The following is a 22,590-nucleotide window of genomic DNA, read 5'->3' on the forward strand; positions in this document are numbered from 1 at the left end:
GGTTCTGTCCCCCTCGCGGACACGTCAGGCTGCGCTCTTCGCGTCCTTGCGGAGGCGGAACCAGTAGAAGCCGTGGCCTGCCAGGGTCAGCAGGTACGGCCACTGGCCGATCGGCGGGAACCGCACTCCGCCGATGAGTTCCACCGGATGGCGTCCACTGAAGGTCCGCAGATCGAGCTCCGTCGGCTGCGCGAACCGCGAGAAGTTGTGGACGCACAGGACCAGGTCGTCTCCTCCTTCTTCCTTGGAGGGCGCCTCCCTCAAGAAGGCGAGTACGGCCGGGTTCGAGGAGGGGAGTTCCGTATACGAACCGAGCCCGAAGGCCGGATTCTGCTTACGGATCTCGATCATCCGCCGGGTCCAGTGCAGCAGCGAGGAGGGCGACGACATCGACGCCTCGACGTTGGTGACCTGGTAGCCGTAGACCGGGTCCATGATGGTGGGCAGGTAGAGCCGTCCCGGATCGCACGACGAGAAGCCCGCGTTGCGGTCCGGGGTCCACTGCATCGGGGTGCGCACGGCGTCCCGGTCGCCGAGCCAGATGTTGTCGCCCATCCCGATCTCGTCCCCGTAGTAGAGGATCGGTGAGCCGGGCAGCGACAGCAGCAGCGCGGTGAACAGCTCGATCTGGTTGCGGTCGTTCTCGAGCAGGGGCGCGAGCCGCCGACGGATGCCGATGTTGGCCCGCATGCGCGGGTCCTTGGCGTACTCGGCGTACATGTAGTCGCGTTCTTCGTCCGTGACCATCTCGAGCGTGAGCTCGTCGTGGTTGCGCAGGAAGATGCCCCACTGGCAGTTCTTCGGGATGGCCGGCGTCTTGGCGAGGATTTCCGAGACCGGGTAGCGGGACTCGCGCCGCACCGCCATGAAGATCCGCGGCATCACGGGGAAGTGGAACGCCATGTGGCACTCGTCGCCACCGGCGGTGTAGTCGCCGAAGTAGTCGACGACGTCCTCCGGCCACTGGTTCGCCTCCGCCAGCAGCACCGTGTCCGGGTAGTGCGCGTCGATCTCCTTGCGCACCCGCTTGAGGAAGGAGTGGGTGCGCGGCAGGTTCTCGCAGTTGGTGCCCTCCTCCTGGTAGAGGTACGGCACCGCGTCCAGCCGGAACCCGTCGATGCCGAGGTCGAGCCAGAACCGCAGCGCGGAGATGATCTCCTCCTGCACGGCCGGGTTCTCGTAGTTGAGGTCCGGCTGATGGGAGAAGAACCGGTGCCAGTAGTACTGCTTGCGCACCGGGTCGAAGGTCCAGTTCGACGACTCGGTGTCGACGAAGATGATCCGCGCGTCCTGGTACTGCTTGTCGTCGTCGGCCCAGACGTAGTAGTCGCCGTACGGGCCGTCCGGGTCGCTGCGCGACTGGAGGAACCACGGGTGCTGGTCGCTGGTGTGGTTCATGACGAAGTCGATGATGACGCGCATTCCGCGCTGGTGGGCCGCGTCGACGAACTCCACGAAGTCGGCCAGGTCACCGAACTCGGGGAGCACGGAGGTGTAGTCGGCGACGTCGTAACCGCCGTCCCGCAAGGGGGACTTGAAGAACGGCGGCAGCCACAGGCAGTCCACGCCCAGCCACTGCAGATAGTCCAGTTTGGCGGTGATGCCCTTCAGGTCGCCGACGCCGTCGCCGTTGCTGTCCTGGAAGGAGCGGACCAGGACCTCGTAGAAGACGGCCCGCTTGAACCAGTCGGGGTCGCGGTCGCGTGCGGGGGTGTCCTCGAACGTGTCGTGGACAGGCTCATTCACGATCATGATGTGGGTGACCCTCCGGTCTGCTGGGACGGTCGCAGGGTGAGAATGTGCGCGGGCGCGGTACCCGGCTCGAGGCGCACATAGTTGGCCCTGCCCCAGTGATAGGTCTCGCCGGTGAGCTCGTCGCGCACCGGTACGGTCTCGTCCCCTTCGAGACCGAGTTGCGGCATGTCCAACGAGACCGTGGCCTCCTGGGTGTGGTGGGGGTCGAGGTTCGCCACGACCAGGACGACATCGGAACCGGACCGTTTGGAGTAGGCGATCATCCGGTCGTTGTCGATGTGGTGGAAGTGGATGTCACGCAGCTGCTGGAGCGCCGGATGGCGGCGCCTGATCCGGTTGAGCGTGGTGATCAGCGGTGAGATCGTGCGGCCCTCACGCTCGGCCGATTCCCAGTCGCGGGGGCGCAGTTGGTACTTCTCCGAATGCCGGTACTCCTCGCTGCCGACCTTGAGCGGGACGTTCTCGCAGAGCTCGTAGCCCGCGTAGAGGCCCCAGGACGGGGACATCGTCGCGGCCAGCACGGCCCGCACCTCGTAGGCGGGCCGGCCGCCCTCCTGAAGGTAGGCGTGCAGGATGTCGGGGGTGTTCACGAAGAAGTTCGGCCGCATGAAGGCGGCCGAGTCCCCGGCCAGCTCGGTGACGTACTCGGTGAGCTCGTGCTTGGTGTTGCGCCAGGTGAAGTACGTGTACGACTGCTGGAAGCCGATCGCGCCCAGGGTGCGCATCATCGCCGGCCTGGTGAACGCCTCCGCCAGGAAGATGACGTCCGGGTCCTTGCCGTTGATCTCCCCGATCACCTTCTCCCAGAAGACGACCGGTTTGGTGTGCGGGTTGTCGACACGGAAGATCCGCACCCCGTGGTCCATCCAGAAGCGCAGCACCCGGACCGTCTCGCGGACCAGGCCCTTCATGTCCGCGTCGAACGCGATGGGGTAGATGTCCTGGTACTTCTTCGGCGGGTTCTCCGCGTACGCGATGGAGCCGTCGGCCCGGTGGTGGAACCACTCGGGGTGTTCCTTGACCCAAGGATGGTCGGGGGAGCACTGGAGGGCGAAGTCGAGTGCGACCTCCATGCGCAGCGAACGGGCGGCCGTCACGAAGTGGTCGAAGTCGGCGAGCGTGCCGAGGTCCGGGTGGATCGCGTCGTGCCCGCCGAAAGCGGAGCCGATCGCCCAGGGCACGCCGACGTCGTGGGGACCGGCGGTCAGCGAGTTGTCGGGGCCCTTGCGGTGGGTGGTCCCGATGGGGTGGATCGGCGGCAGGTACACCACGTCGAAGCCCATCGCGGCGACGGCGGGCAGCCGTTCGGCGGCGGTGCGGAAGGTGCCGGAGACGGGCGGCCGGCCCTCTTCGACGACCGCGCCCTCCGAACGCGGGAACAGCTCGTACCAGGAGCCGTAGAGCGCCCGCCGGCGTTCCACCTGGAGCGGCAACGGCGGTGAGGAGCTGACCAGCTCGCGCAGCGGATGGCGGGAGAGGGCGGCTTCCGCGTCGGGCGCGAACGCGGCGGCGAGCCGGGCCGCCGCGGGCCTGGCCGTGTCGCGCAGCGCGTCGGCGGCGGCGAGCACGGCCTCCCTTCCGTCCTTCTTCGGGACCCCGGCCGCGGCGCGCTCGTACAGTTCCGCCCCTTCGGCCAGGACCAGTTCGGTGTCGATCCCGGCAGGGATCTTGATGCCGGCGTGGTGGCGCCATGTGGCGACGGGATCGCTCCAGGACTCGACGGTGTACGTCCAGTGGCCTTCCGTGGAGGGGGTGACCTCCGCTCCCCACCGGTCGGTGCCGGGGGCGAGTTCCCGCATGGGGGTGAACGGACCGGGGCGGCCCTTCGGGTCGTGCAGCACGACGTTGGCGGCGACTGCGTCATGGCCCTCGCGGAAGACCGTGGCGGTGACCTGGAAGGTCTCACCCGCCACGGCCTTCGCGGGCCTTCTGCCGCAGTCGACGAGTGGGCGGACGTCCAGGACGGGGATGCGACCGATGAGCGAGTTCACAACATCACCTGAGGGCTGTGCGGGCAGGTCGGATCGAGCGGGATGTCTCGTTTGTGCGGAGTGGGTCTCATTTGACTGAGTTTTATTTGTATCTGCTGAAACGGTGACTGGCGGGCTGCGGGCATGTCCGCTCCTGTCCGCGTTCACTCGGGTGGACGGTAGGGAGGCCGTTCGAGGGTGCTCGCCTGCGTACCGGGTGAGCCTTCCCACGCCCTTCGGGTGGGCAATCCGGTGATGTGTTAACTACTAGGACGTACGGGGTCGCACAAGACACATGAAAAGAGACCGGCCTGTCATGGATCGGGAACCGGACTTTTCTGACGGCCGTTTACGCGCCGGGTGCGCCAACGCGCCGGTGCGACACCCGTGCGCCGTGGTTACGGAGGGCGCGGACCGATACCGTCGGAAATGACGGAAAAGGACGCACCGTCCTGCGTCCGCTCGGATGTGTACCTCCCCTGCGAAGGTGAACTTGTGAAGGCCATTCGTCGATTCACCGTCCGCCCCGTCCTCCCCGAACCGCTCGGGCCGCTCAGCGACCTCGCACGCAATCTGCGCTGGTCCTGGCACACCGAGACCCGAGAGCTCTTCCGGACCGTCGATCCCGAGGGGTGGCGGGCCGTCGGCGGCGATCCCGTACGACTCCTCGGGAACGTGTCCGCCACCCGTATGGCCGAACTGGCCAAAGACCGGCGCTTCCTGCGCAGACTCGCCGCAGCGGCCGACGACCTGGACGACTATCTGCACGGCCGCAGGTGGTACCAGTCCAACGGCGGCGACGTCGGCCCCGACACTCCCGCGTTCCCCACCGCCATCGCCTACTTCTCACCCGAGTTCGGCGTCACCGCCGCACTGCCGCAGTACTCCGGCGGCCTCGGCATCCTCGCCGGCGACCACCTCAAGGCCGCCAGTGACCTCGGCGTACCGCTGATCGGGGTCGGCCTGCTCTACCGGCACGGCTACTTCCGCCAGTCCCTGTCCCGTGACGGCTGGCAGCAGGAGCACTACCCCGTGCTCGACCCGAACGAGCTGCCGGTGAGCCTGCTGCGCGAGGTGGACGGCACCCCGGCCCGGGTGTCCCTCGCCCTCCCCGGTGGCCGGTCGTTGCACGCGCACATCTGGGTCGCGCAGGTCGGCCGGGTACCGCTGCTGATGCTCGACTCCGACATCGAGGAGAACGGGCCGGGCGCCCGCGACGTCACCGACCGGCTGTACGGCGGCGGCAGCGAGCACCGGCTGCTGCAGGAGATGCTGCTGGGCATCGGCGGAGTGCGGGCGGTCCGCGCCTACTGCCGGCTCACCGACCGTCCCGCGCCTGAGGTGTTCCACACCAACGAGGGCCACGCCGGCTTCCTCGGCCTCGAACGCATCCGCGAACTGGGCGAGCCGCCCGAGCACGGCGGCAGCGGCCTCGGCTTCGACGCGGCGCTGGAGGCCGTGCGGGCAGGGACGGTCTTCACCACCCACACCCCCGTGCCGGCCGGCATCGACCGTTTCGATCGCGAACTTGTCGCACGCCACTTCTCCGAGGGCGCGGAACTGCCCGGTGTGCCCGTCGACAAGGTGCTTCAGCTCGGCATGGAGACCTATCCGGGCGGCGAGCCCGGGGTCTTCAACATGGCCGTGATGGGACTGCGGCTCGCCCAGCGCGCCAACGGCGTCTCCGAACTGCACGGCGCGGTGAGCCGCAGCATGTTCGCCGGACTGTGGCCGGGATTCGACGCCGCGGAGGTGCCCATCACCTCCATCACCAACGGTGTCCACGCCCCGACCTGGGTCGCACCGGAGGTGTTCCGCCTCGGCGCCCGGCAGATCGGCACCAGCCGTGCGGAGGACGCCCTCTCCGTGGGCGGCTCCGGGCGCTGGGACTCCGTCGGGAACATCCCGGACGCCGACATCTGGGAGCTGCGCAGGTCCCTGCGCGAGCAGTTGGTCATGGAGGTACGGGAGCGGCTGCGTGCCTCCTGGCGCCAGCGCGGCGCGGGCGCGGCCGAACTCGGCTGGATCGACGGGGTGCTGGACCCGGACGTGCTCACCATCGGCTTCGCCCGCCGGGTGCCCTCCTACAAGCGGCTCACCCTGATGCTCCGCGACCGGGAGAGGCTGACGGAGCTGCTGCTGCACCCCACCCAGCCGATCCAGATCGTGGTCGCCGGCAAGGCCCACCCCGCGGACGACGGCGGCAAGCGGCTGGTGCGGGAACTGGTGCGCTTCGCGGACGACCCGCGGGTGCGCCACCGCATCGTCTTCCTGCCCGACTACGGGATGGCGATGGCGAAGAAGCTCTACCCGGGCTGCGACGTCTGGCTGAACAACCCGCTGCGGCCCCTGGAGGCGTGCGGCACCAGCGGGATGAAGGCGGCGCTCAACGGCGCCCTCAACCTCTCGGTCCTGGACGGCTGGTGGGACGAGTGGTTCGAGCCGGACTTCGGCTGGGCGATCCCCACCGCCGACGGCGCGTCCACCGACGAGGACCGCCGCGACGAGCTCGAGGCGGCGGCGCTGTACTCGCTGATCGAGGAGCGGGTCGCCCCGCGGTTCTACGACCGGGGCACCGGCGGGCTGCCCGACCGCTGGATCGAGATGGTCCGTCGCACCCTGACGACCCTCGGCCCGAAGGTGCTCGCGGGCCGCATGGTGCGCGAGTACGTGGAGCGGCTGTACGCCCCGGCGGCGCGGGCCCACCGCGCCCTGGACGCCACCAGCGCGCAGGACCTCGCGGCCTGGAAGGCCAGGGTGCGCTCCGCCTGGCGCCAGGTGGCCGTCGACCATGTGGAGGCCGTCGACCAGGACGCTGCCGCGGGCCAGGTGGCGTCGGCCGGTCTCGGCTCGACCCTCACGCTCCGTGTCCAGGCGGCGCTCGGCGAACTCCAGCCGGACGACGTCGAGGTGCAGGTGGTCGCCGGCCGCGTGGACTCCGACGACGCCATCCGCGACGCCCAGAGCTTCCCCCTGAAGCCGGCGAGCGGACCGGACCTCGAAGGACGCTGGGTGTACGAAGGGCCCCTCGCGCTGGACCGTACGGGCCCGTTCGGCTACACGGTCCGCATCCTGCCGGCGCACCGCCTGCTGCCGGCGGGTTCGGACCTCGGGCTCGTCGCCGTCCCGACGGAGACCGCGGGCGAGGACGCGGGCGTGCTGATGCGCTGATGTGCTGATTCGTGGCGAGTCCGCGAGTCCGGGGATTTGGTACGGCCGCTCCCGTGGGGGCGGCCGTACGCCGTTGTTCCCGCTACGCGGCACGTATCCCTTTGTGAAGGAATCGTGACGCCTCATCAAAGGCCCTGTGACCAACCTGTGTTCGTGACCGATGGTTCCATGTCGGACATGTGATCTTGTGATGATCGACGTGACCATGCCATAGTCCCGTTCCGCTTCCGTGGATCGTGGGGGCAGGGAACCGGGCGAAGCGCCCGCGGGGCGGGGAGGCCCTGCGGAAACGCTTCCCCACGTTCGAACACGGTCTGCCGGAGCACATGGGGGCCTCTCCGGCCATGCGCCGGGAACGCCCCGACGACCGGTCAACCGAAAGGCCGTCGCCGCTCCTCGCGGAGGCACGGCGCGGGGTGGGGGAACTATGCCGTACATCGGCACACGAACGACCCGCGGTGTGACGGCGCTGGCACTCGCCTGCGCCGTCACCCTGCTGGGACAGGGGGCGGCACCGCTGAGCCAGGCGGTCGCCGCCACCGGCTGCGCCGGAGCGCAGCACGACTTCAACGGTGACGGGATCCGCGACGTCGCGATCGCCGACCCGGAGGCCACGGTCACGGGCAAGGAGCGCGCCGGGCAGATCCACATCGTCTACGGCGGCGGCAAGGGCACGTTCGCCCTCTCGCAGGACTCGCCGAACGTGTCCGACGGGGCGGAGACCGGCGACCAGTTCGGCTTCTCCTACGCCGTCTACGACGCCAACTCCGACGGTTGCAGCGACCTCGCCGTCGGCATCCCCTTCGAGGACATCAACCTGACCGACCGCACCGTCAAGGACGCGGGCCTGGTCCACCTGATCTACGGCTCACCGGCCGGCCTGGCCGCGGGCGGGCTCGGCACCATCGGCTTCCGCCAGGGCAGCGACGGCAAACTCGGCGGGGGCTACGAGCCGGAGGACTGGGTCGGATATGCCGTCGCCGCGGGCAGGTCGGCCACCAACATCCCCTTCCTCGTGATCGGAGCGCCCGGCGAGGACGGCGCCGAGGGCAAGGACATGGGGATGTTCCACTACGTCTACGGCACCGCCTACAACGTCGCGCACGTGGCCCAGGACAGCACCGGAGTCTGGGAGGACCCCGAGCCCAACGACCGCTTCGGCGCGTCGATCGCCGCCACCGACCGCCACTTCGTCGTCGGCGCACCCGGCGAGTCCATCGCCACCACCTCCGCGAACGTCGAGTTCGCGGGCGCCGTGATCGCCTTCCGGCCCTCGATCAACACCTCCGGCATCCCCGACCCGCTGTTCGGCATGGGCCAGGGGCGCAGCGGCAGCGGTGACACCACCGCACAGGCCGGCGACCAGTACGGCACGTCCCTGGCGATGGCGCCCTACCGCCCCGCCGGCGCCAGTTCGAACTCCGATTCGCTCCTCGCGGTCGGCGTCCCCGGTGAGGACCTGGCGACCACCGTCGACGCCGGAGCCGTGCACACGTACCACCTCAAGGCGGACGGCACCGTACAGCCGATCACCTGGATCGACCAGAACCAGCCCGACACGGAAGGCGAGGCCGAGGCCGGCGACTTCTTCGGCCAGCGTCTCGCCGCGGTCAACACGGCCCCGACCGCCACCGGCACCGCGGCCACGATGCGTCTCGCCGTGGGCGTGCCCGGTGAGGAGTCCTCCGAGGAATACCCGGAGGAAGGTGGCGTGCAGATCCTGCCGCTGCTCGGAGCGCCCGGCGCCGGCGACAGCTGGATCTCGCCCGGCAACGGCATCCCCGCCGCCCGCGCGCCCCGCATGCTCACGGGCATGGGCCTCGGCACGAGCCCCGGCTCGCTCTACGTAGGAGTCCCGTACGGTCCCGTCGCCAACCGGGCCGTCCACGCCTTCCCCTGGAACACGCCGGGCGGCGGTGCGCCCACGCAGAGCTGGCGGCCCGGCGAGGGCGGAATCCCGGTGGACGGCGTCGCGTTCGGCGCGTTCCTGAGCTGACGGCAGGCGGCCGGTCCGCGCCGTGGCCGAGGGGCCACGGCGCCGGTAGGCCGTGCCGTGCCGGTGGGCCTCGTGCGCCCCGGACCGACGAGCTGTCTGTCGTAGCGGAGTTGTCAACAGGGCAGTGCCCTCGGTCTGGCGTGCCCTCGGTCACGTATGCCCGTCCGCGGAAGCCGCCGTCGGCCCCACCGTGAACGGCTCCGCCCCCGGACCGACGGGCCCCTCGACACACGTGGGCGCCGCACAGGCGCCGACGCCGAGAACTTCCGGCACAAGCAGCCGGCAGCAAAGGGGAGGAACCAACGCAGTGACCAGTCCAGCGCGTCGGCCACGACGCACCACGCGACGACGGACGGCGCTCGCCGCCGGCGCGCTCGTCCTGACCGCCTCGGCCCTGGGCGCCGGGCCGGTGACGCCCGCCGCGGCCGTCGCCGCCGCCTGCTCCGGCGTGGAGTCGGACTTCAACGGTGACGGCATCCGGGACACGGCGATCGCCGACCCGGAGGCGACCGTCGGCACCGTCCCCCGGGCGGGGAAGGTCCACATCGTCTACGGCGGCGGCAAGGGCGCCCTGGAACTGTCCCAGGAGACCGCGGGAATCCCGGGCGGGGCGGAACCGGACGACCAGTACGGATTCGCCCTCGCCGTCTACGACGCCGACGCGGACGGCTGCGCCGACCTGGCCGTCGGCGCCCCGTACGAGGACATCTCCACCAACGCCGACGCCGGCATGGTGCACATCGTCTACGGCTCGGCCACCGGCCTGAACGGCGGAAAGGCCGCCAAGGAGCACCTCCAGGGCGAGGGCACCACCATCGGCGGCGCCGCCGAGCCCGGCGACTGGCTGGGATACGCGCTCGTCGCGGGCAAGACGTCCACGGGGTCGCCGTACCTCGTCGCCGGAGTGCCGGGCGAATCCATCGGCACCGTCGAGGACGCCGGAGGCTTCGTCTACATCCACGGGACCGCGCAGACCGTCGTCGGCGTCATCAGCCAGAACGTCGAGACCGGCGGCGCCGTACCCGGGGACGCCGAGATCGACGACCGGTTCGGCGCGTCGCTCGCGACCACCCCCACGCACTTCGCCGTCGGGACACCGGGTGAGGCACTCGGCACGGTGGCGTTCGCCGGCGGAGTGGCCGTCTTCAGCCACACCCTCTCGTCCGGTCACCCCAAGCCGCTCTTCGGACTGGGCCAGGACCAGGACACGGTCGCGGGCGCCGAGGAGGTGGGCGACGGCTTCGGGACGGCGCTCGCCATGGTTCCCTACCGCGCGGCAGGAGCGACCTCGACCACGGAGTCGCTCCTCGCCATCGGTGTGCCGGGCGAGGACCTCTCCACGACGGTCGACGCCGGAGCGGTCCAGGTGTTCCGCGTCACCGCCGCGGGTTCGTTCACGACACACATGTGGATCGAGCAGAACACCGCCGACGTCGAGCAGGCGGGCGACGCGGGCGACTTCTTCGGCCAGCGCCTCGCGGCCGTCAACACCGCGCCGAGCACTACCAGTTCCGGCACCAACACCCGGCTCGCCATCGGCGTCCCCGGTGAGGAGTCGGCCGAGGAGCACCAGGAGATGGGCGGCGTCCACATCGTCCCCCTGGTCGGTGCGCCCGGAGCGTCCGACGCGTGGCTCGACCCGGGCTCGGGCATCCCCGGTGAACCGGCCGCCAAGCAGTTCGCCGGCCTGAGCATGGCCGCGAGCCCCGGCGGACTCTACGTCGGCATGCCGTACGGGCCGGCGGTGGACCACGCCGTGCACCTCTTCCCGTGGGGCACGGCCGTCGGCGGCGCCCCCACGAAGACCTTCAAGCCCGGCTGGGACGGAATTCCCGCCGGCGACACCGCATTCGGTGCGGCGGTCCGCTGATGAACGACAGGGAGAACGGACACGTGTCCAGACGTATACGACGCGGCCTCGTGCTGCGCGGCGCGATCGCCGCGGTGGCGGCCGGCGCCGTACTGACCGGCGGCTTCAACGCGCTGCCGGACGCCTCGGACGGCAGCGACGCCGCACCCGAGCAGACCGCCGTCGGCACCGGCAGCCCCGTGCAGACGGAGGCCGAGGCCCTCGCGGTCGCCAAGAAGAGCGGCAAGAAGATCGAGATCCTCGGCATGCGCACGGCACGCCGGGAGATCTACGCAGAGCCCAACGGCACCTTCACGGCCCGCGAGTACACCGACCCGATCCGCACCTTCCAGGGCGGCTCATGGGTCGACATCGACAGGACCCTGGTGCGCGGCACCGACGGCAGCGTGGCGCCGAAGGCGGCCGCGGTCGGCCTGACGTTCTCCGACGGCACGGCGGGCAAGCCGTTCGTCACCATGAACCAGGCGGGCCGCGTGCTGTCGCTGACGTGGCCGCACGGGAAGCTTCCCGCGCCGGTCCTCGACGGTGACACCGCCACCTACAAGGACGCCCTGCCCGGCGTCGACCTCGCGGTTCGCGCCGAGGCGGACGGCTTCGGCCACCTCCTTGTCGTCAAGACCCCGCAGGCCGCCGCCGATCCGCGCCTGGCCAGGCTCGACCTCGGCCTGAAGACCGACGGTCTCAAGGTCAAGGAGGACGCCACCGGCGCCCTCAAGGCCGAGGACGCAGCCGTCGGCGGCACCGTCTTCGAGGCCGGCAAGCCCGTGATGTGGGACTCGGCCGCCGTCAAGGAGGCAGCGGCCAGGAAGCAGGGCCCGAAGGCCGTCTCCAAGGCGGTCGCCGCCGCGTCCGCGGACGCGGCCCCGGCCCCGTCCGTCGCACCCGAGGCCGCGCTCGCCGGCCCCGGAGGCGGCGGCAAGACCTCACCTCTCGGCCTCGAGGTCGGCAAGGGCAAGCTGTCCCTGGTGCCCGACCAGAAGCTGCTCAAGGGCAAGGACACCGTCTTCCCGGTCGTCATCGACCCGATCCAGCGCACCACTTCACGCACCGCGTGGACCGGCGTGATGTCGGGCATGCCCAGTGAGCAGGACTGGAAGTACTCCGGCAGCGCCGGTGTCGGCAAGTGCCCCACCGACTACAGCCCGGTCTCCTGCAACGGGGTGGGCGTGCGGCGGCTGCTGTTCACCATGCCGATGTCGTTCTACAAGGGCAAGCAGATCCTCGGCGCGACGTTCTCCGCCCGCGTCGAGCACATCTACAGCGCCTCGCCGACCGCGGAGCCGATCCGTCTCTACCGCATCGGCGGCAAGAACTACAGCATCACGTCGTCCTCCAGCTGGTCCAACACCTCGGACGACTGGCTGGACCACATCGGCACGGTCGACAAGGCCATCTCGCCGACCAGCTGCTCGAGCCAGGCCAACCTGCACTTCGAGGCCGGCGACACCGGTGAGCTCACCAGCGAGGTGAAGACCGCCGCGGCCGAGGGCTGGTCCTCGATGACGCTCGGTCTGCGCGCGGCCGACGAGACCCGGCTGCCCGAGTGGAAGCGGATCTGCGGCAACGCGTACCTCTCCATCAGCTACAACAACCTGCCGCGGAAGATCACCACGCTCTCGCAGAACCCCGGCGGTGTCTGCACCTCCGGCGCCGGCCGTCCGTACGCCGAGGTCCCGCCGCAGCTCCAGGCCATCGCCAGCGACCCGGACCACACGAGCAGCAGCACCGACAAGGTCAAGGTCGAGTTCAAGGTCGACTGGACCGACCCGGTCACCAAGGAGGCCAAGAGCTACACATACCTGACCCCCTCCTGGCTGGCGCCGACCTCCGGCACCAAGTTCACGCACACGGTGAAGTCGACGGTCCCGCAGAACACCGTCATCTACTGGAGCGCCCGCGCCTACGACGGTGACGGCTACGGCCCGTGGAGCTACGACGGCGACTCCGTCCGCTGCGAGTTCATCTACGACCGGACGCTGCCCGGCAGGCCGAACGTGCTGTCCAAGCAGTACCCGTCCGACAGCGTCTACCACGACGGCGTCGGCACCTACGGCTCGTTCACCTTCTCGCCGAACCCGAACGACTCCGTGCCGGACACGGACGTCGTCAAGTACCGCTACGCGTTCGACAGCACGGCCACGCCGACGACCACGATCAACGCCACCTCGGCCGGCGGCCCCGCGACGGTGAGCTGGATGCCGACGCGCGCCGGACGCCATTGGGTCGACGTCATCGCCGTCGACAAGGCGGAGAACCCGAGCACCAAGGCGCACTACGAGTTCCTCGTCACCGAGGGCACGCCCGTCGCCGCCCAGTGGAACCTCGCCGACGCGCCGACCAGCACCGAGGCGCACGACGAGACCGGAGCCTTCTCGGCGACCGCAGGCACCGGTGTCACCTTCGGGGTGGAGGGCCCCGGCGGCAAGGTCGACGCCGCCGCCCGCTTCGACGGCACCTCCGCCGCCTACGCCGACGTCAACGAGACGGTCCTCGACTCCTCGAAGAGCTTCAGCGTCAGCGCCTGGGTCCGCCCGAAGGGCACGCCCACCCGTGACATGGCAATCGTCAGCCAGGACGGCACCGGCGAACCGGGCTTCACGCTCGGCTACGACCAGACGGCCGGCACCTGGGCGTTCTCCGTCCCGGTGACGGACGTGGACACACTCGGCGAGTGGAAGGCCGTCGCCACGGGCGTCAGTGTCGTCCCCGACCAGTGGGTCCTGCTGACCGGCGTCTACGACGCCACCAAGTCCGAACTGCGGCTGTACATCAACAAGGACTCGAAGGGCGTCGCCTCCCGCCGCTCGGTGTGGCGCTCCTACGGTCCGCTGCAACTCGGCCGCACCACGGCCAAGAGCGGTTACCGGGACAACTTCCACGGCGACCTCGCCGAGGTCCGCGTCTTCGACCGCGTTCTGCCTGCCGCGCAGGTGGCGGAGATGATGACGGTCAAGCCCGAGCGCAAGAACTACTGGCAGCTCGACTCGGCCACCTCGGGCTCGTCCCCGGACACGGGGGCGGGGCAGGCGCTGAAGCTGGCGGGCAACTCCTACATCCACCTGGCGCCCACCGACCCGCTGTCGGCGGACCCCTTCCCGATGGTCGGGAACGGGCACATGGTCCTCGACGGTGACGGGGACTACGCGACGACGGCGACCGCCCCGGTCACCGGAGCCGCGAGCTTCACGGTCACGGCCCGCACCCAGCTCACCACGCTGAACCCGGAGAAGGCCCAGACCGTGCTCTCGCTGCCCGGCGCGGCGGCGAACCGTCTCACCGTCCGTTACCGGCCCGGTCCGGACGCGGAGACACCGTCCATGTGGGAGCTCGCCGTCGCCGAATCCGACTCGGCCACCGCGACGGTGAAGTCGTTCACCGACGACCAGGAACTGCCCGACAACGATCCGGCAGGTCAGCACCTCGCGGTCGTCTACGACGCGTTCGCCAACGAGATCCGGCTGTACGTGAACGGCATGCTCGCCGACATCGCGCACGGCACCGACGACACCCTGTGGGCCGCCACCGGCGCCCTTCAGGTGGGCCGTTCGGCTCTCGGCGGCGGCAGCGAGTACTTCGCGGGCGCGATCGACGAGGTCCGTGTCTACAGCGGAGCCGCGGACAAGACCGCGATCCAGCAGATGTCCAACCCGATGGCTCTGCCGGACATGTAAGTACCTGGCGGACGGGTGTGCCGGCCACTCGGGCCGGCACACCCGTCCCTTCTCGATTCATCCCTTGCTACGTGCGGAGACACGTGATGCCATTTCGTGGCCGGTTGATGAACCGGCGCATACCCGGGCGGCTGCTCGCAGCGACCGCCCTGGGGGTGGTCGTCGCCCTGACCGGCAGTACGGTCCAGGCGATGCCGCTCACCCTGGAGGAACAGGGCCGGGGCAGGCCCGGTGTGCAGGACTTCGGCGATCCTGTCGAGGGCAGGAACGCCAAGGCCGCGCCCCGTCCGGCCGACCCGGCGAGGAAGGCCGCGGTCACGACGCTCGACAAGGCGGTCTGGCCGGGCGGCGGCAGCGCGGAGGTCGCCGTGACCTCAGCGGCGCCGAAGGAGACGACGGTCGGCGGCCTGCCGGTCGCGGTCACCACGGCGCCGGTGAAGTCGGCACGTGCCGGCAGCGCCTCCCGCCCGCCCGCGCCCGCCGAGGTGAAGGTCGACGTGCTGCCGGCGAAGCGGGCCGCGGAGCTCGGCGCCGGCGCGCTGCTGCGCCTCGAACGCGCCGACGGACGGGACAAGAAGGCCCCGGTCCGGCTGACCGTCGACTACTCCTCCTTCGCCGAGGGCTACGGCGGCTCCTACGCCTCCCGCCTGCACCTGGTGCAACTGCCTGCCTGTGCGGCCGTCGCGACACCCGGCAGCAAGGCATGCCCGGAGCTGCCGAAGCCGCTGCCGACGGTGAACGACCCCGCGGACCGCACGGTCTCCGCTTCTGTGACCGCGGCCCCCGCGCCGCGGTCCGGCCCGTCGACGATGGCCGTCGAGGCCGCCCCGCTGGTCGCGCTGGCGGCCGGCCCGTCCTCCGCCCAGGGCAGCTACAAGGCGACGTCGCTCTCCCCGTCGGCGAGCTGGAGTGTCGCCAACTCGTCCGGCGGCTTCAGCTGGAACTACCCGATGCGGACGGTGCCCACGCCGGGCGGCCTGTCACCGACGGTCGGTCTCGGCTACTCGTCCCAGTCGGCCGACGGCCGCACTGCCGTGACGAACAACCAGGGCTCCTGGATCGGTGAGGGCTTCTCCTACGACGCCGGTTACATCGAGCGCCGTTACAAGCCGTGTGCCGACGACGGCCACTCGACCTCCGGTGAGCAGTGCTGGGCGTTCGACAACGCCTCGATCATGCTCAACGGCAACTCCAGTGAGCTGATCAAGGACGACAAGACCGGGGACTGGAAGTTCTCGTCCGACGACGGCACCAAGGTCGAGAAGCTGACCGGTGCGACGAACGGCGACAACGACGGCGAGCACTGGAAGGTCACCACCGCCGACGGCACCCAGTACTGGTTCGGGCTCAACCGCCTGCCCGGCTGGGCCACGGGCAACGAGACCACCGGCTCCGCCTGGACGGTCCCCGTCTTCGGTGACGACTCCGGAGAGCCCTGCTACAACGCCACGTTCACCAGCGCACACTGCCAGCAGGCGTGGCGCTGGAGCCTGGACTACGTCAAGGACACCCACGGCAACGTGATGTCCTACTTCTACGCGCCCGAGACGAACTACTACGCCCTCAACGGCAAGACCGACGTCAACGGCACCGCGTACCATCGCGGCGGCTATCTGAAGCGCATCGACTACGGTCAGCGCGACGGCTCCGTGTACGCGGCGAAGGCACCCGCCCGTGTCGTGTTCGACGTCGCCGAACGCTGTCTGCCCACAACCGACTTCGACTGCGCCGAAGCCAAGCGGACCAAGGCGAACGCGGCACACTGGCCGGACACCCCGGTCGACCAGGAGTGCAAGGCCGCCACCAAGTGCACCGTCGGCCAGACCTTCTGGACCACGAAGCGCCTGACAAGTATCACCACCCAGATGCGCAAGAGCGCCACCGAGTACCAGGACGTGGACGCGTGGACCTTCACCCACCTGTTCACGGACAACGGTGACGACTCCAAGACACTCTGGCTCTCCAAGTTGGAGCACGAGGGCCGGGTCGGCACGGCGGCAAAGCTGCCCGCGCTGGAGCTCTATGGTGAGCAGCTCGCCAACCGCGTCGACGCGATCGGCGACAACATCGCCCCGTTCCACCGCTACCGCCTCGCGGCCGTCCTCAGTGAGACCGGTGCCCAGCTCGACGTCAACTATGCGCCGACCGAGTGCACCAAGGACACACTGCCAAGGCCGGGCGCGTCGGTGAAGCGTTGCTACCCGGTCAAGTGGGCCCCACCGGGCACCATCGAGCCGATCACGGACTGGTTCCACAAGTACGTGGTCGCCGAAATCGTCGAGACCGACCGCACCGGCGGCGGCGACTCCCTCGTCACGCGTTACGACTACAACGGTGACGCGGCCTGGCGGAAGGCGAAGCCGGACGGCATCACCGAGGACAAGTACCTCACCTGGGGCGGCTGGCAGGGCTACGGCAAGGTCACCGTGACCTCCGGCAGCGCCGACAAGCAGACCACGCGGATCGACTACACGTACCTCCAGGGCATGGACGGGGACAAGGACCCGGACGGCGGCACCCGCTCCGTCAAGGTCAAGGACTCGACGGGCGCCGAGTGGACCGACTCGGAGGAGTTCACCGGGCACCAGCTGGAGGCGCAGACCTGGGACGGCGACAAGGTCGTCTCCAAGGTCATCAGCACCCCGTGGAAGGTGAACACCGCCACGCAGACGCGCAGCTGGGGCACGACTCACGCGTCGATCGTGCGCACCGAGACGGAGCGCGGGTTCGAGCTGCGGTCCGGCGGGACCTGGCTGGAGTCCAAGTCCGTCACGAAGTACGACACCGCGAACGGCACCGGCCGTGTGACCGAGGTCGACGACCAGGGCGACGTCTCCACGCCGTCCGACGACACCTGCACCCGCACCTGGTACGCCGACAACACGACCGCCAACATCCTCACGCTGCCCTCGCGCAGCGAGTCGGTGGGCGTGAGGTGCTCGGCCACACCGGACCGGAGAACCCAGGTCCACGCCGACGAGCGCACCTCGTACGACGGCCTGGCCTTCGGAGCTGCCCCGACCAGAGGTCTAGCCACCACCACCGAGCGGCTGACCTCACACAACGGCACCACCGGCACCTACCAGGTCACCGGCACCACCACGTACGACGGCTTCGGCCGTCCGCTGTCGCAGAAGGACGCGTCCGGCGCCGAGACCAAGACGGCGTACACGGACGTCAACGGCCTGATCTCGCAGACGAAGAACACCAACGCGCTGGGCCACGTCACGACCACCGACTACCTCCCGGCGTGGGGCATGTCGGCCGGCCAGACCGACCCCAACGGCAAGCGCACGGACCTCGCCTACGACGGCCTGGGCCGCCTGACCTCGGTATGGCTCCCGGACCGCGCGAAGTCCCAGACGCCGAGCATCAAGTACTCGTACGACGTCCGCCGCGACAAGGTCACGGTGATCCGGACCGAGAAGATCGAGAACGACGGCTCGTACGGCTCCGAGTACCAGCTGTACGACAGCCTGCTGCGCCCGCGCCAGCTCCAGACGGAGGGTCCGGGCGGCACCCGCATGGTCGCCGACGCGTTCTACGACGGGACGGGCAAGGTCAAGAAGACCAACGCCACGTACAACGCGGCCGGCGCGGCCTCCGGCGAGCTGCTGACCGTCCGTAACGGCGAAGTCGGCCAGCAGAGCCTGATGGAGTACGACGGCCTCGGCCGCCCGACCGCGCAGATCATGGCGGTCTCCGGTGTCGAGCAGTGGCGCACAACCACCACGTACGACGGTGAGCGCACCACGGTCGACCCGCCGAAGGGCGGGGTGCCGACGACGTCGATCACCGACGCCAAGGGCAACACGAAGGAGATCTGGCACTACCGGGGCGACTCCCCGAACCCGCTGTCCGGCTACGACGTCACCAAGTACACCTTCACGCCGAAGAACCAGCTGGAGACGGTCACCGACGCCAAGGGCAACGTGTGGCGGTACGAGTACGACCTGCTGGGTCGCAAGACGAAGAGCGTGGACCCGGACGCGGGGACGTCGACGGTCGGGTACGACGCGCTCGACCGAGCCGTGTCGACGACGGACGGCCGCGGCAAGAAGATCTCGACCGTCTACGACAAGCTGGGCCGAACTCTGTCCACCTGGCAGGGCGAGGCGAACACGGGCACCAAGCTCACGGAGACCCGCTACGACAAGGCGGGGCTCCTGGGGCGGGCGTACGCCGAGCTGAGCTGGACGTCCCCGACCGAGTACTTCGCCACCGTCACCCAGTCCTGGGACGACCTCTACCGGCCGCTGCGCACGGACCACATCGTGCCTGCGTCCCAGGGATCCCTGGCGGGAACGTACACCTTCACGGCGGTGTACAACCGCGACGGTACGGTTCAGTCCACCGGGCTGCCGGCTGTCGGCGGACTCCCGGCGGAGGTTCTGGTCAACGGCTACGACGACTTGCAGCGGCCTACGTCCCTGACGGGATCGACGTCCTATGTGACGAACTCCGTCTACTCCGGGCAGAGCCATCTGCTCCAGCTGGAACTCTCCACCGGCAGTGGCAAGAAGGTGTGGCAGACCTTCGACTACGAGACGGGGACCGACCGGCTGAAGCGCTCCGTCGTGGACGTCTACGGCGCTTCGGCGCCGGTGAAGGAAGCCAACTACTCCTACGACCAGGCCGGCAACGTCCTCTCCATCGCCGACACCTCGAACACGGCTGCGCCCGACGTCCAGTGCTTCGGCTACGACTCGCGCCAGCGACTCGCGGAGGCGTGGACACCGGCCGCATCCGTGGCAGCCGCGTCCGGCAGAGGAACGATCGGCTCGTCGGCTCCCGTCGAGGGAACCGGTCCGAGCGCGTGCCAGACCGCTCCCGGCGCGAACCCGCTGGGCGGCCAGGCGCCCTACTGGAAGTCGTACGTCACGGATGCCATCGGCAACCGGACGTCCGAGACCGTCCATGACACCGGACTCGACACGGCGAAGAACGTCACGCGCACTTACACCTACGGAGGTGCCGGCGCTCTCGGAAGCGGCCCGCACCAACTGACCAAGGTCGTCGAGACCACGCCGACGGGCGACAGACAGTCCTCGTACGAATACGACGACACGGGGAACACGACCAAGCGCACCATCGGCGGTGACGCTCAGGTCCTGGAATGGACCGACGCGGGCAAGCTGGGGAAGGCGAAGGAGGCCGACGGGTCCGAGACGACCTATCTCTACGACAGTTCCGGCAACCGGGTCCAGCGCAAGGATCCCACGGGTACGACGGTCTATCTGCCCGGGACGGAGCTGAAGCTCTCCGCCGACGGCAGCAAGGAGGCCACGCGCTACTACGCGCACGCCGGGCAGACGGTCGCCGTGCGGACCAACGACAACAAGGTCTCATTCGTCGCCTCCGACCACCACGGCACCGGCGAACTCGCCATCGACGCCGCCACCGGTTCTGTCTCGCAGCGCCGCTTCGATCCCTTCGGCGTCGAGCGGGGCGAGGCGACCGGTACGTGGCCCGGTGAGCAGGGATACGTCGGCGGGACGATCGACAAGTCGACCGGTCTGATCCATCTCGGAGCGCGCGAGTACGACGCGGTGATCGGCAAATTCATCTCCGTCGACCCGATCATCGACCACACGCAGCCGCAGCAGATCAACGGTTATGCCTACGCCAACAACACTCCGGTGACCCACGCCGACCCGAGCGGTATGGCCATTCCGGAGTGCATGCAGGGGCTCATCGAGTGCCGGGGCGGACTTCCGGTCTCCGGCGGCAAGTCGGACCCGGTCAAGACCGCCTCCAACAACGTCGACGGGGCATCGAACGTCCTGGCCGGTGCCCAGGAGCAGCAGTCCAACGCCAAGCAGCGCATCAAGTCCGCGGGCAAGGCGCTGGTCAAGATCGCCCGCGACATCCTCGGCGTGGACGCCGCACTCGACTGCGTCTCCAGCGGTGACATGGGTGCCTGCGGCGAGACGCTGCTCAACATCGCGGGCAGCTTCGCCGGTGGCCTCGCCGGCAAGATCCTGGCGAAGTACGGCGCACCGTGGAACTGGGCCAAGGGCGCCAAGCTGGCCAAGCGAGTGGTCAATCTCGTCGGCGATCTGATCGGCGGCGTCAAGGATCTGTGGAAGGCCAACAAGGCCGTCGACAAGGCGAAGGACGGCTTGTCCAAGGCGAAGGACGCCTTGGCGGCAGCCAAGAAGAAGGCTGCCGAGGCCCTCAAGAAGAAGAAGACCGAGTGCCACAGCTTCCTGCCCGGCACCAAGGTTCTTCTCGCAGACGGTTCGACGAAGCCGATCGAGGACGTCGCCCTCGGCGACACGGTGACCGTCACGGACCCCGAAACAGGTGAGACGACTGTCAGGGAGGTCGCCGGTACCATCGTCACTGAGGACGACAAGCACTTCATCGACCTCACGATCGCCAGTGGATCCGGCGCCTCCGAGGCACTGATCGCCACCACGACCCACCCGTTCTGGGTGGTCTCCGAAGGCGAGTGGGTCAAGGCGGGGGATCTCCGCCCCGGCATGACTCTGCGGACCCCCGCGGGTGACACGGTCGAGGTGACGGATACACGCCACTTCGACAAGCGCCAGCGCACGCACGACCTCACGGTCACGGGGATCCACGCCTACTACGTGCTGGCGGACAGCACGCCGCTCCTGGTCCACAACTGTGGTGAGATCACGCTGCACAAGTGGGCCCCTGAGGCGGAGGGCGAATCACCGCACTTCAGCATCGAGGTCTCCGACGGCAAGACCTCGCTGCACACCGAGCAGATCATCACCGCGGACGACTACAGCAGCACGGAGATCGTCAAGTTCCAGCCCGGTCTGAAGAAGGTCAGCTCCACGACCATCCGGCTGCCGAACCCGCAAATGGCGATGGACTTCCAACGCCAGCTCATGAGAGCCGGCGACCTCGGCAAGTACGACAAGATTGGCAACAGCTGTATCTCCCATTGCATGGTGGTCGGCCAGAAGGGCGGACTCCAAGCAGACGGGCTGAGGGACTTCGCTGCTCTGTTCGGGCTCGGAGTGAGAGATCTCATCCGGTGACCCCGGGAGAAGGAGGAGAGTGATGACGGCGCCGACCGGCACCCACTTCCTGGCCGATGTTCTGGCCAGCGGGTATTGCGACGCACAGGTGCAACGAGAGATCGGGCGCGTGCTGATCGCGTCGAGTGGGTCGGACTTCCGCTCACCCGTTGTCCAGGGGGACGAGGACGCACTCATGGAGACCCTCGTCCGGGTCGATGAGGCCTGGACTCGCGTGCGCCGTACCTGGACCCGCGTTGCCGATTCCGGTTCCGCGCTCGACGCGGAGCGGTCCGCTGTGAAACACCGCCCCCACGAAGACAGGTCTGCTCGGCGGGAAGCACTACGGTCGCTGCCCTCCGAGGAGGACCTGCGAGGCGCTCGCGCCGAGTTCGCCGAAGCGCTTTCGGAACTCGCAGAGGCCTACGAGGGTTGACGAGAACACACACCACGAGGACCGCCCTGGTTTCACCGGGGCGGTCCTCCCCGTTCTCCACGTCCGTGACGACCGTCTTCGACGCCAGGCGGCCGTCCAGGGAGAGGCCGGGGAGACGGGTCAGGACGTCCGTGCGGCGCCGCCCACAGGAGGGAACGAGCATGCACATGACCTTCGCGGCCGACCCTTGGTACGGCCCGCAGGGGTACGAGTCCCGGGTGGACCTGACGGCCGTCTCCCGTCGCGATCTGCGGTGGTACTGCTTCCTCGGTGCCTGGCGGATCGAGCACGGAGCGATCGACATCAGCCCTCCCTGGGGCTGGACGCCGCTCTTCGACGCCTTCTACGGCGTCCGGGACGTCATGAAGTCAGCCCGGGAAGGCGTGGCGCACGACTGGATCGACTTCACAGAGAACGACGAACGCATCCGGATCGAGCGCCGCGGTGACGACCTCGTGCTGTCACCCACCTACACGGACGCGGAGATCGTGTGCCGCGTCGACGAGTTCGTCGACGCGGGGCGCGACTTCATCAGGCGGGAGCTCGCCGCGGTCGTGGTGGAACACCCGCTGCTCGGGAAGAACCCGGCCGCCTCGGAACTGGCGGCCGAGGTGGGACTCGTCCTGGGTTCCTAGACAGGAGCGTGGCCGGGTCCTCGGGACCCGGCCACGCGCCACGTCGTCCCCTCCCCGCCGATCCGTGTGACGCGTCCCGCCGGACCGTGAT

At 69.4% G+C, this 22,590-nt stretch carries 9 protein-coding genes; 7 read left to right on the plus strand and 2 right to left on the minus strand.

Features of this window, described 5'->3' with window-relative positions; translation table 11 throughout:
- Positions 1–24 precede the first annotated feature (24 nt).
- On the minus strand, positions 25–1,752 hold the full coding sequence (treS, locus tag ACIPJI_RS10745) for a maltose alpha-D-glucosyltransferase (protein ID WP_307708370.1): 1,728 nt from the start codon (positions 1,750–1,752) through the stop codon (positions 25–27).
- A complete protein-coding gene (locus ACIPJI_RS10750; protein WP_402245604.1) occupies positions 1,749–3,746 on the minus strand; it encodes an alpha-1,4-glucan--maltose-1-phosphate maltosyltransferase in 1,998 nt (665 codons plus the stop codon). The genes treS and ACIPJI_RS10750 overlap by 4 nt, the downstream gene beginning before the upstream one ends.
- 474 nt (positions 3,747–4,220) lie before the next feature.
- Here ACIPJI_RS10750 and glgP point away from each other — a divergent pair, with 474 nt between their 5' ends.
- From glgP to ACIPJI_RS10785, 7 genes are all read left to right on the plus strand, one after another.
- Entirely contained in the window at positions 4,221–6,896 is a 2,676-nt protein-coding gene (gene glgP, locus ACIPJI_RS10755; RefSeq protein WP_356621077.1) for an alpha-glucan family phosphorylase, read from the plus strand.
- A 427-nt stretch (positions 6,897–7,323) separates the two neighbouring features.
- On the plus strand, positions 7,324–8,892 hold the full coding sequence (locus ACIPJI_RS10760) for an FG-GAP repeat domain-containing protein (RefSeq protein ID WP_402245606.1): 1,569 nt from the start codon (positions 7,324–7,326) through the stop codon (positions 8,890–8,892).
- Between the two features lie 307 nt (positions 8,893–9,199).
- Entirely contained in the window at positions 9,200–10,762 is a 1,563-nt protein-coding gene (locus ACIPJI_RS10765) for a VCBS repeat-containing protein (protein ID WP_402245608.1), read from the plus strand.
- A gap of 23 nt (positions 10,763–10,785) precedes the next feature.
- Positions 10,786–14,433 (plus strand): LamG domain-containing protein, encoded by a 3,648-nt coding sequence (locus tag ACIPJI_RS10770; RefSeq protein WP_402245610.1) that lies wholly within the window; start codon positions 10,786–10,788, stop codon positions 14,431–14,433.
- Positions 14,434–14,540: 107 nt separating this feature from the next.
- Positions 14,541–21,449, plus strand: a complete 6,909-nt coding sequence (locus ACIPJI_RS10775; protein ID WP_402245612.1) for a polymorphic toxin-type HINT domain-containing protein — start codon at positions 14,541–14,543, stop codon at positions 21,447–21,449.
- Positions 21,450–21,471: 22 nt separating this feature from the next.
- Positions 21,472–21,864, plus strand: coding sequence for a hypothetical protein (locus ACIPJI_RS10780; protein ID WP_307708377.1), 393 nt, complete (start codon positions 21,472–21,474; stop codon positions 21,862–21,864).
- Between the two features lie 161 nt (positions 21,865–22,025).
- On the plus strand, positions 22,026–22,499 hold the full coding sequence (locus tag ACIPJI_RS10785; protein WP_356621083.1) for a hypothetical protein: 474 nt from the start codon (positions 22,026–22,028) through the stop codon (positions 22,497–22,499).
- Positions 22,500–22,590: the final 91 nt, after the last annotated feature.

Source organism: Streptomyces sp. NPDC086835 (assembly GCF_044745705.1).
In the GTDB taxonomy this organism is placed as follows: domain Bacteria; phylum Actinomycetota; class Actinomycetes; order Streptomycetales; family Streptomycetaceae; genus Streptomyces.

Coding starts and splice junctions, on each gene's coding strand:
- ACIPJI_RS10760 (WP_402245606.1), top strand. CDS start 7,324: ATGCCGTACATCGGCACACGAACGACCCGCGGTGTGACGGCGCTGGCA.
- ACIPJI_RS10785 (WP_356621083.1), top strand. CDS start 22,026: ATGCACATGACCTTCGCGGCCGACCCTTGGTACGGCCCGCAGGGGTAC.
- treS (WP_307708370.1), bottom strand. CDS start 1,752: ATGATCGTGAATGAGCCTGTCCACGACACGTTCGAGGACACCCCCGCA.
- ACIPJI_RS10780 (WP_307708377.1), top strand. CDS start 21,472: ATGACGGCGCCGACCGGCACCCACTTCCTGGCCGATGTTCTGGCCAGC.
- ACIPJI_RS10775 (WP_402245612.1), top strand. CDS start 14,541: ATGAACCGGCGCATACCCGGGCGGCTGCTCGCAGCGACCGCCCTGGGG.